Here is a 15446-nt window from a genome sequence, read left to right as displayed (position 1 = left end):
AACCAAAAAGGCTCTCTTATGCCAGGCTATGAACAGATAGATTTTCAAGAGCATTCTTCACGGCATTGGTAAATCCGGCAGCTGTTACACCATCAATAAACCGATGATCATAAGCAATTGACAGCTTCATCATCGGGGCTACCACAATTTCGTCAAACTCATTTACGACAGGGGTTTTTTGGATGCTGCCAGCAAAGATAATCGTTGATTGTGGAGCATTGATAATCGGTGTACCTGTTTCGATACCAAGGCTGCCCAAATTCGAAACGGTAATCGTTCCGTTTGCATAATCATCCAATGTTAACTGATTATTATTTGCTTTTTCAGATAGGGCTTTAATTTCTTTCGAGATTTCTGATACTGATTTGCTGTCAGCATTTTTCACTACCGGCACCACTAATCCTTGCCCGCTGTTGACGGCAACGGAAATGTTCACATCTTCAAACACAACAATTTTATTTTCCTCTAATCTACTATTTACGATGGAATACTCTCGTACCACATTCGCAACAGCCTTTACAATTACATCGTTAATCGAAACACCCCCTAACTCCTTCTTCGCCTTTAATACTTGGGTCATATTGACACTGACGATTTGGGTAAATTGTGGGATGTTTCTCCAGCTGTTTAACATGTTTTCAGACATAGATTTTTTTACATGGTTTAAAGGAATCGTTTCTTTAATCCTAAGTTCAGCAGTTGTTTCCGTAACGGCAGCAGCATTTTGGACATCCTTTTCAGTAATGAGCCCATCTTTTCCGGTTCCAATCACCGTAGCAAGGTCAATTCCCAACTGTTTGGCAAGCTGGCGTGCTTTCGGTGCGGCTTTGCCGCCTCCGCCTACCTTCCCTGCTGCTTCTTGTTTCTCAGCCACAGCCTCAACTGCTGCAGCAACCTGCACTGTTGCTTCTTCCGCAGGTTGTGCTTCTAAATATGGGGAAAGGTTAATCTCTTCATCCTCTTCGGCAAGAATGGCAATAACCGTATTAACAGGCACCTCTTGTCCCTCTGGAATGATAATCTTACGCAGGACGCCTGAATTCATGGCTTCAATTTCCACTGTGGCTTTTTCTGTTTCCATTTCAAAAAGGTAATCACCTTTCTCGACAAAATCACCTTCTTCCAATAACCAATTTGCTACCGTTCCTGCCTGCATCGTGACACCGAGACGGGGCATTTTAACTTCATTCATCCACATTTCCTCCTTTTAATAGTATGTAAGAATCGCCGAATACATCCCGAATAGATGTATTCGGCGTCATCGACTAGTATTCTAGTAATTCTTTAACCACTTCAATAATTTGATTTTCGCTCGGACGGTAGAATTGCTCCAAATAGATACTTTGGGCTATCGGAACATCCGGGCTGCCAATTCGCTTGATCGGGGCATGAAGATCGAACAAGGCCTTTTCCGCAATTTGTGCAGCAATTTCGGCACCGCAGCCGCCTGTTTTTGGTTCTTCATGGACAATCAGCACCCTTCCTGTTTTCCGTACAGACGCTAGGATCGTATCCATGTCTAATGGCGCAAGTGTTCTCGGGTCAATCACTTCCGCCTCAATTCCGTCTTTCGCCAAGGTGTTCGCGGCATTCAAGGCTGTGTGTACCTGCAGGGCGGTAGCAATAATCGTTACATCCGTTCCCACACGTTTTACATCAGCCTTTCCGAGCGGAATTAAGTATTCCTCCTCAGGAACATCACCTTTCATTCCATAAAGAAGCTTATGTTCGAAGAAAAGTACCGCATTATTGTCTCGAATCGCGGTTTTTAATAAGCCCTTTGCATCTGCTGGTGTGGATGGAATCGCAATGTGAATGCCGGGAGCGTGCATAAACAATGCCTGCGGGCTTTGCGAATGTTCCGGACCGGCACCGCCGGCAATCCCAACCGGTAACCTTAATGTGACCGGCACTTCCATCTGACCGCCATGCATATAGCGCCATTTACCAAGTTTATTAAACACCTCATCAAAGGCTATTCCGACAAAGTCACCGAACTGTAATTCAGGTATTGGCCGTAGCCCCGTTATGGCCATCCCCAAGGCCGCACCTACAATCGTAGTTTCCGCGATAGGTGTGTCAAACACGCGCTGGCCGCCGAATTTTTCGTACAAACCCTTCGTGATGGCATTAATCCCGCCAAATTTACCAACATCTTCACCAAATAAAACGGTACTTGGATCGCGCTCCATTTCCTCCACTAAGGCTTCAATAATCGCTTCGCGCATTGTAATTGTTTTTACTTTTACAGCTGTCCCCATCGTTATCCCTCCTTAAGCATATAGGCCTTCAAAAATTCGATTTGGTTCTGGCAGCGGCGCATTTTCGGCTACTTTAATAGCAGCATGAATTTCATATTCCACCTCTTCATCAACATTTAATAGATCGTTCTCTGTACAATATTGATTTTCTAGCAATTTTTTCTTAAAGCTCTTAATCGGATCACGGTTTTCTTTCCAGTCATTTAAGACAGCCTTGTCAACATAATCATAGGCATCACCTTCGAAGTGGCCCCGGTGGCGGAAGGTTTGAGCCTCAATGAAAGTAGGACCCTCACCAAGTTTGGCTCTTTCAACCGCTTCCTTCACCACTTCCTGCATTAATAGAACATCGTTGCCATCGACTACGCAGCTTGGAATTCCATAACCCCAAGCCCAATCTGCTAAATGCTCCCTGACCGAATGTGTTTCTTCAAAAGTAGAAGAAATAGCATAGCCGTTATTCTCGCAGATATAGACGACCGGAAGCTTATACAACCCTGCCCAGTTAAGGGAACCGTGCAATGGTTCACGAGATGCTGCTCCATCACCAAAATAGCAAACCGAAACCTGGTCAGTGCCTCTTAATTTAGCGGAATAGGCTGTTCCAACAACAATATTAAACTGGGAACCAATCGTTCCACATTGGCCCAACACGCCTCTAGAAGGATCGGCGCTATGTACAATCCCTGCTCCCAATCCTCTAGTGGTTCCCTCTACCGTCCCCAGGAAGTCCCCATAAATTTTAGAGAGAGGTACGCCTTTAGCAATCTTTTGATTGCAGCCCCGGTGATTATAGAAGATATAATCTTCATCACGGAGGATATTCGTGATAGAACCCACTGAGACACTTTCTGAACCGATACCGGAATGATAGAACCCGGACACTTTCCCTTCATGCATTAAACGAATCAGGTGTTCATCAAATTTCCTGATTTTCACCATTTCTCTATAAAACTTAATTAAATCCTCTTTCCGGTAATCACTGAGCTTAATTTCCTTTTGATAGATTTCAGCCAAAGTACTCACTCCTTTAATTTTTATAATTTAACGTAGTAAACCTACGGTAAATACTTGATTACTGGGCCGCGATGCCGCCATCGACCGGCATAATCAGTCCGGTAATATAGCTGGATTCATCGGAGGCCAGAAATAGAGCAGCGTAGGCTATCTCTTCCGGTTTCCCTACTCTTCGAAGCGGATTGCTTGTGAAGGCCTTTGTAAATGCCTCATTTTTCAACACATCCGCGATCATCGGCGTATCAATCGCTCCCGGACAAATACAATTGACGCGGATATTATATTTACCATAATCAACGGCCATCACACGTGTAAGTGCCACGACACCGCCTTTTGCGGCGGAATAGGCATCAGCACCCGGCACGCCAACAATCCCATTTAATGAGGAATTGTTGATAATACTTCCGTAGTTTTGCTTCTGCATAATGGGCAGCACATGCTTAGACAACAAATAAACACCGTTCAAATTGATGGAGAGAATATCATTCCAATCTCTTTGCGGTGTTTCAATCAGCGATGCCATTTTATATTTTGAACGGGAAGAAAATCCTACCCCTGCATTATTAAAGACGATATCGATTCGGCCGTAACGGTCCATGACTTCCTCGACGAGAGCAACGATATTATCCTCGTTGGATACATCTGTTTGAAAAAATAATGACTCATGCCCTTCCAAATTGATTTCATCCTCCACACTTTTTCCATTCTGTTCATTCCACTCAGCAATAATCACCTTGGCACCTTCTGCTGCGAATAATTTCGCTGCTGCTTTCCCTTGACCGCTACCTGCACCTGTTATAATAGCTACCTTATCTTTTAATCTCATATTCTGCTCCTTTTTAAAAATTAGAATTCTATCATGACCTTCACGGATTGATGCGGGTCCATTTGGGTCTCAAATGCTTCTTTGGCATGCCGAATTGGGAAAGTATGGCTGATTAAATGGCGGGTCTTAACTTTCCCTTCCTTTAATAGCGAAATCGATGATAGGAAATTCCCGCCTAACGCCCCAATAATCCTTGGCATTTTATGAACGATCTTGGTTGTATCGATTTGCGCTTTTTTCTCAGGCAGGCCGACAAAGGCAATCGTGCCGCCGCTTCGGACAATCTCAAACGATTGTTCCACAGCGGACGGGGCACCGGCAGCATCGACAACGATATCCGCCATTGCTCCTTCATTAAAATGGTACGGGCCAGCGCCTGTTATGTCTTTAAGCCCCTCGACAACATTTTCCTTGGCCGCATTGATAACCAGATCAGCCCCGGATTGGATGGCAGCCTGCAGGCGAAGCTCGGAAACCTCCGTGACAATGGCTTTTTCAACGGAAGATGCTTTGAAAACCTGCATGACTGTGTTTCCGATTAAGCCAGCGCCCATCACAACCACTTGATCGCCAGCTTTTGGCTGGCAAAGCTCGACTGTGTAGGCCGAGACAGAAACTGGTTCTATCGTGGCGGCGGTTATATCGTCAATTTCATCAGGGAGGTGATGGAAACTTACCCCGGCAATGGCGTTTGGTATTCTGACATATTCGGCAAAAGCACCTGGCTGACCATAACCAGTAGAGTTTTTAAACAAATCGGGACATAGGGTGTATTGATGGTTTTTACACCAATAGCAGGTGCCGCACACACCGGCATAAAAACCTGTCCCTCTTTCTCCCGCCTGGATTCCTTGGACATTTTTCCCGACTTTTACGACCTCACCGGAAAATTCATGGCCCATAATCTGCCCTTTGTTGATATATAAACCCGTGCCGTAACTATGGACATCTGAGCCGCAAATTCCACAATATTTCACCTTTAGCAGGATATCGTTTGGACCAATTTCCGGCAGGGATACATTTTCGATACGCAAATCGCGGGGGCCGTAATAGACAGCAGCCTTCATCGTACTGTTCATCTAGATTTACCACCTTAAAAATAAATTTTACAAATCAGTATTTTTATAAAAGAAGACAGCAAGAATGGGCGAGCATATACATTTGTTAAAATCATATGGACGATTTAAAAGATTTATCTCGTTCATCGAAATATTTTTTCAAGTCTCCGCGTTTATGATTACCCATCCCATTTCTTGCTTCTTCAGTAGAGTGGCTTAACAAATGGGAGGCAAAGTGCATTTTCATGGAATTGGTGAAGCCCATATTATCAAGGGTATTGTTAATCGACTCTTTGACGAGTGAAACCGCCATTGGCGGCATGAGGGCCACTTTTTTGGCCATTTCATAGACTGCTGTATCGAGTTCCTCTCTAGGAACCACTTGATTGATCATCCCAAGACGGAACGCTTCATGAGCGGTTAAACTATCACCGGTAAATAGCAATTCTTTTGCTTTTTTCTCACCGACCACCCATGGCAAGATCATCACTTCTTGACTATTGGCACCCATTCTGACAACAGGATCATTAAACACGGCATCCTCTGAAACGATGACGATATCGGCCATTAACGCCAATACAAGCCCTGCGGCGATACAGTAACTATGAACCTGAGAGATTAAGGGCTTGCGAATATTCCGCAAATACATAATTTCATCAAAGTAATATTTTCTCTCCCATATAATTCGTTCTTCGGAAGTACTCGGATATTGTTCTTCGGCTGATAAATCATGTCCAGCAGAAAAACAAGGACCTTCCCCATTAAAGATGATGACCCGAATATCATCGTTTTTCTCTGCTTGGCGAAAGGCTTCGCCCATCTCCAGAATCATCTTTTTATTGATGGCATTTCGTTTTTGCGGACGGTTCATCGTCACCCAAGCAATTCCTTCATCAGGCGATTCTTTATATACAATCGTTTCAAAGTCCATAACCGGCATCTCCCTTCAGTTAAAACCCCAGATAAATTTTTCTGACCCGATCATCATTTAATAAGTCAGATGACTGGCCTTCGAGGCCGATCTTGCCTGTTTCAAGAATATAAGCCCGGTCCGAAATCTTTAACGCGGCATTGGCATTTTGTTCCACTAATAGTATGGTGGAGCCTTCTTCGTTCATCTTTTTAATCATCTTGAAAATTTCGGCAACAATGATAGGGGCTATGCCTAACGATGGTTCATCAAACAAAAATAACTTAGGCTTTGCCATAATCGCACGGCCAATCGCCAGCATTTGCTGTTCCCCGCCGCTCATCGTTCCCGCCATCTGCTGGCTTCGTTCCTTCAGCCGGGGAAAAAGGTCAAAGATGTGTTCCAAATCCTTTTTGATGGCAGCCTGTGAATCCTTGCGGCGGAAGGCACCCATCTGCAGGTTTTCATAAACAGACATGTCAGGGAAAACATGTCGTCCTTCCGGAACATGTCCAATTCCCATCTCCACAATTTTATGGGAGGTCATCTGGTGGATCGGCTCTCCCATAAAAGTAATCGACCCTCCAGAAGCCCTTTTAATCCCGGAAATCGTTCTTAATAATGTGGTCTTCCCCGCACCATTTGAACCAATAAGGGTCACGATTTCGCCCTCATTGACCTCCAGTGAGACATCATGGATGACCTGTACTTTATCATAATGGACTTGAAGATTCTCGATTTTAAGCAAGTGCCTCACTCCCTAAATAGGCTTCAATCACACGAGGATTCTCCTGGATTTCCTGTGGTGTTCCTTCAGCAATTTTCTTGCCGTACTCCAATACGACGATTTTGTCGCACAAGCCCATGACGGCTTTCATATCGTGTTCAATCAAAATAATGGTCACACCTAATTTGGTCCGGATTTCTCTTAGTAAATGCACCAATTGCTTCGTTTCCTCCGGATTCATTCCGGCGGCTGGTTCATCGAGGAGAAACAGCTTTGGTTCTGTTGCCAAAGCAATACCAATGGCGAGCCGGGTTTGATAGCCTAGGCTCAAGTTTTCAGCAGTGGTATCTTTATATTCGCTGACACCGACGAACTCCATAATCTCGTGTGCCTTTTGTTCCAGCTGGCGCTTCGTTCTTGATGGGTCTTTTCTCTTCATCACGTACTGTCCAGTTGTGATATTTTCATAGACAGATAATTTTGGAAAAACCTGCGTATGTTGAAAGGTTCTCGTCAAACCCAATTCTGTAATTTGAAAAGGATTTAAGCCTGTAATCTTCTTTCCTTCAAAATAGACTTCTCCTTTTGAAGGCGGAAAAAAGCAGGTGATGCAGTTAAAAAGCGTACTCTTTCCGGCCCCGTTTGGACCGATAATCCCCAAAATATCCCCTTGCTTAACCGTAAACGTAACATCGTCGAGTGCCACTAGCCCTTTAAAAAATCGGCTAATTCCTTTCACTTCCAGCAATGGCCGCCTCCTCCTTTCCTGTCGACAGAAGATTTTTTTCGCTATGGTGTTTCTTTTTCCGGACAAAGCTCTTAATGAGACCAAGAATACCGTCACGCATAAACATAATCGTTAAAACAAGCAATCCTCCGTAAATCACCATCCGCCATTCCGATACACTGCGTAACAGCTCAGGCAGGAAGATTAGGAAGGTTGTGCCTAAAATCGGTCCGATGATGGTTCCCATTCCCCCGATAATGACCATCAGCAGTATACTGACAGACTCTGAAACCGTAAAGGAATACGGGGATATATAGGAGTTATAGGATGCATAAAGACTGCCCGCAAACCCAGCGAGCGCAGCACTTAACGTAAAAGCAAAAATCTTCACTTTCCAGGTATTAATCCCGACAAACAACGCGAAGTTTTCGTTTTCCCGGATGGCGATCATGGCTTTACCCGTTCTCGAGCCAATTAACAGCTTCACGAACAAAACTACCAAAACCGCACTGATTAATATTAAGTAATAAAAGTGTTCACGTAGGGCAAAATCAAGCCCGAGAATATTAGTTGGAAATGGAATGTTATAAATACCGTTTGGTCCGCCGGTTAAATCTCTCCAGTTATAGATGGTTAAGCGGATAATCTCGCCAAAACCCAAGGTAACGATAGCAAAAAAGTGGGTTTTAAAGCGCAGTACCGGAAGCCCAATTATAAACCCCAACACCCCCGCAACGATTGCCGCAATGGGGAAGGAAGTCCAAAACGAAAAGCCTGCTGAAGTTGTCAAGATGGCACTTGTGTAGGCGCCAACTGCAAACAAACCGACATGGGCAAACGATAGCTGTCCCGTATACCCGACCATCAGGTTAAGGCTGGCAGTTAAGATGACCCAAATCCCAATTTGATTGAGAATGTGGATTAAATACGAGTCTAACAGGAACGGCAAGACGGAGAGAACAACCAAGACCGCGATAATCGTTCCAATTTTCATTCGGTTATTGTTCATCTTTTCGCCCCCCCAAACAATCCATTAGGTTTTAGTAAAAGAACCAAAATTAACAGAATATATCCAACTAAATCTTGGTAGGAAGCAGCCCAGAATAGAGAGGTAAACGTTTCGGCGTACCCCATAACAAAGGCACCGACAATTGCACCCACGACACTCCCCATACCGCCAAGAATGACAATAATAAAAGCTTTCAAGCCTGGCCCTAAACCCATCGTCGGGTCAACGACATAAAGTGAACCAATTAATCCGCCCGCCATCGCCGCCATACCGGCACTAATCGCAAACACCAGGCCGTATGTAAGGTTTATGTTGACTCCCATCAGGGCCGATGCATCCTGATCCTGTGATGTTGCCCTTAGTGACCTTCCAAACTTCGTAAATTTAATGACCCAAAATAGAACCGCCACTAATAATGCCGTCAGCAACAGCACCATTAAACGATGGGTAGAAATAGTAGCACCAATGATTGTAAAACTCTTATCAGAAAAAGGCGTCGGGATGCTTCTCATTCCTGTCCCTGCAATCTTCAAAACTAGATTGCTAATAAAGATGGATAACCCAATGGAAGCTAATAAGGTATTTAACATCGCCGTATTTCTGAGCGGCCGGAAAATATAGCGCTCAATCAAAAACCCAAGGCCGCCGACAATCAACATGGCCGCAAGAATCGCTACAAAGAAGTTAATCTGATAGACACCAACCATAATAAACGTAGTAAAAGCACCCAGCATATATAATTCACCATGTGCAAGGTTAATAACATGCATAATACCAAATACAAGGGTAAAACCAATCGCCATTAAGCCATAAATGCTGCCACTCACTAGTCCATCCAGTATAGATTGAATTATTTGATCTCCCATGATTACCCCCCTTTAGAAATAGAGGCAGAGACCAAGATCTCTGCCCCACTATATAATTATTTCGGTAGCGGTTCGTTGACTGTTTGGTAAATCACTTTACCGTCTTTGATGATTGCTCGGTTTCCTACTAGGCTGTTTTCACCTTTTTCATTGAAGCTGTAAGTTCCAATCAATCCCTTATACTTTGCATCGCGGATTGCTTTGTTGATTTTTTCCTTATCTGTCACAGTGCCCGCTCTCTGCATGGCATCGACAATAAAGTGGATGCCATCATAACCGGAATAGTTGAAGGAATTAGCTTTGTAACTATTAGATTTAGCAAAAAGCTCTTGGAATTTTGTGATTTCTGGTGTTACGGCGCCAGCACGACTTAAGGTAACTAAGCCGTTTACGGCATCGGGAGCCACTTTAATCAATTCTTCCGGAATACTTCCACCTGACTCCATAATTTTCACATCTGGCATCACTTCATGCAGTTGCTTTAATAACGGAACCGCTAATTCGGTTTCGGCAGCGAGCACAATACCGTCAGGATTTTTTGCTTTGACTTTATTTAACATGGTCATAAATTCTTTTTGTTCCGGCGCAAACTTTTCCGTAGCGACAATTTTAAGACCTTTTTCTTCCATTGCAGGTGGATAAAGCTTTCCATATGATTGCCCCCAGGCATCATCAACGTAAATAAAAGCAATATTTTTCATTTCCATATCTTTCATTGTTTTTGTACCGGCTTCTACATAGTTTTTGTTTGCCGGTGCTGCTTGCGAGAAGAAGCTGGCTCCCTGTGCTGTTAAGATGTCACTGGCGGCAACAAAGGTGATAAGAGGTGTCTTGGCGCGTTGTGCAATTGGAATCATGGCTGCTGTTTCGGAACTAATCGAGGTTCCAAGAATGACCGGCACTTTGTCCTGATTAATCAGTTTTTCTGTTGCAGCTGTTGCCGATTCAGCTCTTCCCTCCGAGTCATACTGGACGATTTTTACTTTGTAAGTTTTGTCACCAACCTTAAAACCGCCATTGTCATTGATTTCCTTCTCGGCTGCTTTATGTCCGTCCAAAACCCACGTTCCCGTTTGTGCAATTGGTCCGGAGGTGGCCAATACAACTCCAATTTCAACAGTTTCCACTGATCCGCCGGATTTACCGGAGGTCTCTTCCGATCCTTTACTGCACCCTGCTAAAGCAGCAAAAACGGAAAGTACGAAAATTACTAGGCCCAACTTTACTTTTTTCATAAACAACACGCCCTCCTAAAGGTTAAAATTGGATTGGTATAAACCTATACTCCTCTTGAAAATAGAATTTTCAGTGCCTTTTTCCTTGTGTTGCTTACAATTCAAGCCTTTTCGCAATGATGCTTTTCATTATCTCGTTGGTTCCTGCATAAATGGAGGTGGCCTGGATATCCCGGAATCTTCTAGCAATCTCGTATTCTTCCATATATCCATAACCACCATGAAGCTGCATGCACTGGGTGGCGATTCTTTTGGCCAGATCAGTGACCCACCACTTCGCCATCGACACTTGTGTGACAACCTCCCTCTTCTGGATATGGTTGGCCACTAGGTCATCGACAAACACACGCGCAATCTGGATTTCTGTCGCCATTTCCGCCATTTTGAATTGGGTATTTTGGAATTGGCTGATAGATTTTCCGAATGCTGTCCTTTGTTTGACGTATTCCTTCGTTATTTCGAACATTCGTTCCGCGACGGCCACAGCCCCAACTGCTACAAGGAGCCTTTCCTGCTGCAGCTTTTCCATTAAATAATAGAAACCTTTCCCTTCCTCACCCAATAGATTGGCCGCAGGTACTTTTGCATCCTCAAAGACAAGCTCTGCCGTATCTGAACAATGCTGCCCTACTTTACTAAGCTGCTTGGCTTTAATAAAACCAGGCGTTCCTGCCTCTATTACGAAGAGGCTGACTCCTTTGTAGGCCGGTTCCGCTTTCGGGTCCGTCTTGCAGACAAGAACGACTAAATCAGCATGGATGCCGCTCGTAATAAACGTTTTGGCACCGTTTACAATATAGTAATCTCCTTCTCTTCTAGCAGTAGTTTTGATACCTGCAAGATCAGAGCCTGAGCCTGGTTCGGTCATAGCAATAGCGGTTATGAATTCTCCTGTTAAACATCCAGGCAGCCATTTTTCCTTTTGTTCCTCGTTACCAAAACTATTTATATATGGAACGACGATATCATTATGGTTATTAATGCCGACCAGACCGCTGCCAACCTTTTCTAGTTCTTCGTTGATGACAACGGAATAGCCAAAATCAGCATTCACACCGCCATATTTTTCATCCACCCATGGAGCGAGGAAGCCATTTTCCCCCATCTTCTTCCAGAAGGACCGTGGAACCAATTTCTCATGTTCCCATTGCTCATAGAAAGGAATGGCGTTTTTTTCCAGGAACTTTCTTAATGAGCGTCTAAATATTTCATGCTCTTCCTGCAGGAATGCTCTCCCCATCTGTATTTACCTCCTTTCACAATTCGTGCCATGGCATGATAACCACGACCTTGCCGAAGTTTACACCTTTTTCGATTCGTAATTGTGCTTCCCTGATTTCCTCGATAGAAAAAACAGAATCAATCACTGGCTTGATTTTGTGTTTATCATAGAAGGAAAGCATACTCTGAAATTCAGCTGGCGAACCCATTGTCGTTCCAATAACATCGATTTGTTTTAAAAATATCTTTGGCATAACAAGCTGTGGTACAGGACATGCAGTCGCACCAAAGGTGACAATCCGGCTTCCGTGCTTTGCGATATTCAACAGTTTAACGAAATTGTCGCCTCCGACACTGTCAATGCAAAGGTCCGCCCCCTCCGGCATCCATTTTCTTAATTGCTTTTCCCAATTAGGTTCTTTGTAATTGACTCCCCCTGATGCTCCTAAAGAAATCGCTTTTTGAATTTTCTCTTCACTGCTGGATGTGACAAAGACGTTGGTACCTAAGGCAACGGCCATCTGCAGCAGGAATGTTGCGACACCACCTCCAATGCCAGGAATTAATACAGCTTCACCTTTTTTTACCTTCCCTTTTGTCAGCAACGCACGATATGCGGTAAGACCACCTAATGGCAAGGCAGCAGCCTCTTCCCATGAGAGATGCTCCGGTTTTGGAAATACATTTTCCCTCGGGACATTTATATACTCGGCAAAGGTGCCATTCGTAGGTACTCCGACAATTGAAAAGTCTTTTGTATAGATTCTTTCATCATTACCCCAATTTAATGCCGGATTGATGACCACCTTATCTCCGATAGCGAGGTCTTTCACCCCTTTGCCGACCGCAGCAATTTCACCTGCCCCATCCGCACCAGGAATGGCCGGAAGACGGATTCCCGGATATTCGCCTTTTCGAATGAATATGTCACGGCGATTAAAAGCCGCTGCCCTAATACGTACTAAAACCTCATCCTCACCGAGACTGGGGATGTCAACATCTCCGATTCGATATTGCTCCGGTCCGCCAAGGTCTCTTAAAATAACGGCTTTCATATGTTCCTCCTTTACTCTATTAAACTTTTATTCAAGAACTGTCCTTCACATGGGGACTAGAAGTATGAAGAGTCCCCATCCACTCCACTATCTTAAACTTTTAAGTTATAATCTCTCAGCTTTGTTTTGAGAATTTTCCCCGAGCCATTTCTCGGCAGTTCTTCTAAAAATTCAACATAGTGCGGCTTTTTATAGCGGGCAATTTTATCTGTGCAATAGTCAATCACCTGCTGCGCTGTAATGCTTTTCCCATTCCGCAGGACTATGTACGCCTTTACGGTTTCACCCCATTTTTCATCCGGGATTCCCACCACAGCTGCCTCAAGAATATCAGGATGAGTATATAACACCTCTTCAATTTCCTTTGGATAGATATTTTCTCCGCCGCTGATGATCATATCTTTCTTCCGATCGACAACGGTGATATATCCTTCATCATCCAGCTTTACCAAATCCCCGCTATGGAGCCAGCCACCTTTTACCGCTTCTTCTGTAGCCACTGGATTCTTATAATACTCCTTCATCGTGGTTGGTCCGCGGTATACAATCTCGCCTACCTCACCAGGAGCGCAGTCATTCATGTTTTCATCTACTACTTTTATTTCTACATTGGAATACGGGAGGCCGACAGACCCTGTTTTAAGGATGGAATCACTTGCCTTCAGTGTCGAAGTACTTGCTGCCATTTCGGTATGTCCAAAGGTATCGTAGACACCTGAGTTTGGAAAATACTTCATTAATTTTTTCTTTAGCTCTAACGGTGTTGTGGCAGCTCCGCAGCATATTTTTTGGATGCTTGTGACATTGTAATTTTTGAATGAAGGAAGTTCTAGGAGTATGTTCCACATCGATGGCACCATAAAAGAATATGTTACTTTTTCTTTTTCAAAGATTTGCAATAGATGTTCGGGGTCAAATTTACTTAGAAGAATGGACGTTCCACCAACTAGCATCAGCATTGTCAAGGCAGATATGCCGCCTATATGAAACAAGGGGGTTGAAATGACTTGTACTTCGTCCTTTGTCAAACTACACTCAAGGCACATATTGACGGAATTCATAAAGACATTTTTGTGGGTGAGGACAGCACCTTTTGGTTTACCTGTTGTACCTGAGGTATAAACGATAAGGAAGTCGTCATCGTCTTTCAAATCTTCCAAACTAGGAATAAAAGCGGTTTCAAAAATATCATCATATGAAAAATAGGAATGGTGTTTAGCTTCTTGCTGATCAACAATTATTACTTCTTCTAACAACGGGAGGTTGACTCTCATTTTTCCAATGATTTCAACAAAGTCTTGGTGGGCAATCAGCATTTTCGCATCGGAGTTTTGGAGGATATATTCAAATTCAAGCTGCTGAAGCCGGAAATTAACAGGAACAGCAACTGCACCAATTTTGCCTAAAGCTAATAAGCATTCAGTGATTTCGATGGAGTTGTACAACAAGAGCGCTACTTTTTCTCCCTTGTTAATTCCTTTCGACTGAAACCAGCCTGCTACTTGATTGACGCGATTTAGCAGAGTGACATACGTCATCCTTCTTTTATCATCTACGATAGCGGTTTTATTTGGAAACCGGCGGGCTGATCGGTTGAGCATTTCATCTACCAATAACTGTTTTGCTCTGACATACTCCAGCATGTTCTCACTCCAATCTCAACTGAATTACCATTTACTTTTTGACCTACTGTTTACTTTTTTATTTTATTCCAAAGATTCTGAAAAATCAATATGAAAATCAATATTTTTTTATAAGGATAATATTAATTCTTGAAAAACTATAAATATAAGACATTTAACACCTTTTTCCACATTTTTAAATTTCAGGTTGATTTTTCAGAAAATTTAACATATATTTAAAAATAAAACAATAACTGATAGTTTACTTTAAAACTCCAAAAGGATAAGTAACCAGAATTAAAAGGAGGTTTTACATGACTTCTCTTAGAGCACAAAAAATTGCCAAGAGGAAACAGGAAATCTTGCGATCTGCCGCTTCTGTTCTTGCTGAAAAAGGGTACCATGGGGCAACAATGGAAGAAATAGCGGCAAAACTTCTCCTGACAAAGGGTTCAATGTACAATTATTTTAAAAATAAAGATGACCTTCTTTATCATTGCCACCAAATGATTATGGAAATGAGTTTGAAGAGAATTGAGGAAGTCATAACTAGTGACTCGAATCCTATTGAAAAATTACAAAACGCGATTCGTGCTCATATTTTGCTCGTTACAAGTGAGAAATCAATGTTTATGATTATGGATAAACCAAACCAAAATTTCTCTAATGATAAGTTAAACGACGTTTTAGAGCTAAGGCGAAACTATTCTCAACATTTTGATAGCATAATAAATGAAGGCATTGTCCAAAAGGTATTCGACCCTCAAGTGGATGTTAAAATGGTGCGGTTAATCATTCTTGGGGCGTTAAATTGGATACAGCAATGGTATGTCCAAGAGGGTTCAAAAACGGATAAAGAAATTGCAAGCGCTTTCGCGAAATATCTACTAAAGATGGTTATCAAAAAATAAC

At 43.1% G+C, this 15446-nt stretch carries 15 protein-coding genes; 1 reads left to right on the top strand and 14 read right to left on the bottom strand.

What is annotated here, in order from left to right:
* Window positions 1-16: 16 nt before the first annotated feature.
* The 14 genes from KHA99_RS00270 to menE form a co-directional block, all read right to left on the bottom strand.
* Window positions 17-1192, bottom strand: a complete 1176-nt coding sequence (locus tag KHA99_RS00270) for a dihydrolipoamide acetyltransferase family protein (RefSeq protein ID WP_213115440.1) — start codon at window positions 1190-1192, stop codon at window positions 17-19.
* Window positions 1193-1265: 73 nt separating this feature from the next.
* On the bottom strand, window positions 1266-2261 hold the full coding sequence (locus KHA99_RS00265; protein WP_213115439.1) for an alpha-ketoacid dehydrogenase subunit beta: 996 nt from the start codon (window positions 2259-2261) through the stop codon (window positions 1266-1268).
* Window positions 2262-2273: 12 nt separating this feature from the next.
* Window positions 2274-3278, bottom strand: coding sequence for a thiamine pyrophosphate-dependent dehydrogenase E1 component subunit alpha (locus KHA99_RS00260; protein ID WP_213115438.1), 1005 nt, complete (start codon window positions 3276-3278; stop codon window positions 2274-2276).
* A 58-nt stretch (window positions 3279-3336) separates the two neighbouring features.
* On the bottom strand, window positions 3337-4104 hold the full coding sequence (locus KHA99_RS00255) for an SDR family NAD(P)-dependent oxidoreductase (protein ID WP_213115437.1): 768 nt from the start codon (window positions 4102-4104) through the stop codon (window positions 3337-3339).
* Between the two features lie 20 nt (window positions 4105-4124).
* Entirely contained in the window at window positions 4125-5183 is a 1059-nt protein-coding gene (locus KHA99_RS00250; protein WP_213115436.1) for a zinc-dependent alcohol dehydrogenase, read from the bottom strand.
* A gap of 91 nt (window positions 5184-5274) precedes the next feature.
* Window positions 5275-6093, bottom strand: coding sequence for an enoyl-CoA hydratase (locus KHA99_RS00245; RefSeq protein ID WP_213115435.1), 819 nt, complete (start codon window positions 6091-6093; stop codon window positions 5275-5277).
* A 19-nt stretch (window positions 6094-6112) separates the two neighbouring features.
* Window positions 6113-6820 carry an ABC transporter ATP-binding protein gene (locus KHA99_RS00240; RefSeq protein WP_213115434.1) on the bottom strand — a complete coding sequence of 236 codons (708 nt, stop codon included), beginning with the start codon at window positions 6818-6820 and terminating at the stop codon, window positions 6113-6115.
* Entirely contained in the window at window positions 6813-7538 is a 726-nt protein-coding gene (locus tag KHA99_RS00235; RefSeq protein WP_307852007.1) for an ABC transporter ATP-binding protein, read from the bottom strand. The genes KHA99_RS00240 and KHA99_RS00235 overlap by 8 nt, the downstream gene beginning before the upstream one ends.
* Window positions 7525-8535 (bottom strand): branched-chain amino acid ABC transporter permease, encoded by a 1011-nt coding sequence (locus KHA99_RS00230; RefSeq protein ID WP_213115432.1) that lies wholly within the window; start codon window positions 8533-8535, stop codon window positions 7525-7527. The genes KHA99_RS00235 and KHA99_RS00230 overlap by 14 nt, the downstream gene beginning before the upstream one ends.
* Window positions 8532-9401, bottom strand: coding sequence for a branched-chain amino acid ABC transporter permease (locus KHA99_RS00225; RefSeq protein WP_213115431.1), 870 nt, complete (start codon window positions 9399-9401; stop codon window positions 8532-8534). The genes KHA99_RS00230 and KHA99_RS00225 overlap by 4 nt, the downstream gene beginning before the upstream one ends.
* Window positions 9402-9457: 56 nt before the next feature.
* Window positions 9458-10636 carry an ABC transporter substrate-binding protein gene (locus KHA99_RS00220; protein WP_213115430.1) on the bottom strand — a complete coding sequence of 393 codons (1179 nt, stop codon included), beginning with the start codon at window positions 10634-10636 and terminating at the stop codon, window positions 9458-9460.
* Between the two features lie 94 nt (window positions 10637-10730).
* Complete coding sequence (locus KHA99_RS00215; protein WP_213115429.1) at window positions 10731-11876, bottom strand: acyl-CoA dehydrogenase family protein; 1146 nt, start codon at window positions 11874-11876, stop codon at window positions 10731-10733.
* A 16-nt stretch (window positions 11877-11892) separates the two neighbouring features.
* Window positions 11893-12912, bottom strand: coding sequence for a zinc-binding dehydrogenase (locus tag KHA99_RS00210; RefSeq protein ID WP_213115428.1), 1020 nt, complete (start codon window positions 12910-12912; stop codon window positions 11893-11895).
* Between the two features lie 92 nt (window positions 12913-13004).
* Complete coding sequence (gene menE, locus KHA99_RS00205) at window positions 13005-14555, bottom strand: o-succinylbenzoate--CoA ligase (protein WP_213115427.1); 1551 nt, start codon at window positions 14553-14555, stop codon at window positions 13005-13007.
* 293 nt (window positions 14556-14848) lie between these two features.
* Here menE and KHA99_RS00200 point away from each other — a divergent pair, with 293 nt between their 5' ends.
* Window positions 14849-15445: a TetR/AcrR family transcriptional regulator gene (locus KHA99_RS00200; protein WP_213115426.1), complete on the top strand. Its 597-nt coding sequence runs from the start codon at window positions 14849-14851 to the stop codon at window positions 15443-15445.
* Window position 15446 lies beyond the last annotated feature (1 nt).

The organism is Neobacillus rhizophilus, from assembly GCF_018343535.1.
Taxonomy (GTDB): domain Bacteria; phylum Bacillota; class Bacilli; order Bacillales; family Cytobacillaceae; genus Neobacillus; species Neobacillus rhizophilus.
The sequence above is the reverse complement of the archived record's forward strand: the minus strand, read 5'-3'. Positions and strand labels throughout refer to the sequence as shown.

Bases quoted from the DNA above. Each gene is read 5' to 3' on its own strand.
- KHA99_RS00270 (WP_213115440.1), bottom strand. From the start codon at position 1,192: ATGAATGAAGTTAAAATGCCCCGTCTCGGTGTCACGATGCAGGCAGGA.
- KHA99_RS00265 (WP_213115439.1), bottom strand. From the start codon at position 2,261: ATGGGGACAGCTGTAAAAGTAAAAACAATTACAATGCGCGAAGCGATT.
- KHA99_RS00255 (WP_213115437.1), bottom strand. From the start codon at position 4,104: ATGAGATTAAAAGATAAGGTAGCTATTATAACAGGTGCAGGTAGCGGT.
- KHA99_RS00250 (WP_213115436.1), bottom strand. From the start codon at position 5,183: ATGAACAGTACGATGAAGGCTGCTGTCTATTACGGCCCCCGCGATTTG.
- KHA99_RS00245 (WP_213115435.1), bottom strand. From the start codon at position 6,093: ATGGACTTTGAAACGATTGTATATAAAGAATCGCCTGATGAAGGAATT.
- KHA99_RS00230 (WP_213115432.1), bottom strand. From the start codon at position 8,535: ATGAACAATAACCGAATGAAAATTGGAACGATTATCGCGGTCTTGGTT.
- KHA99_RS00225 (WP_213115431.1), bottom strand. From the start codon at position 9,401: ATGGGAGATCAAATAATTCAATCTATACTGGATGGACTAGTGAGTGGC.
- KHA99_RS00220 (WP_213115430.1), bottom strand. From the start codon at position 10,636: ATGAAAAAAGTAAAGTTGGGCCTAGTAATTTTCGTACTTTCCGTTTTT.
- KHA99_RS00215 (WP_213115429.1), bottom strand. From the start codon at position 11,876: ATGGGGAGAGCATTCCTGCAGGAAGAGCATGAAATATTTAGACGCTCA.
- KHA99_RS00210 (WP_213115428.1), bottom strand. From the start codon at position 12,912: ATGAAAGCCGTTATTTTAAGAGACCTTGGCGGACCGGAGCAATATCGA.
- menE (WP_213115427.1), bottom strand. From the start codon at position 14,555: ATGCTGGAGTATGTCAGAGCAAAACAGTTATTGGTAGATGAAATGCTC.
- KHA99_RS00200 (WP_213115426.1), top strand. From the start codon at position 14,849: ATGACTTCTCTTAGAGCACAAAAAATTGCCAAGAGGAAACAGGAAATC.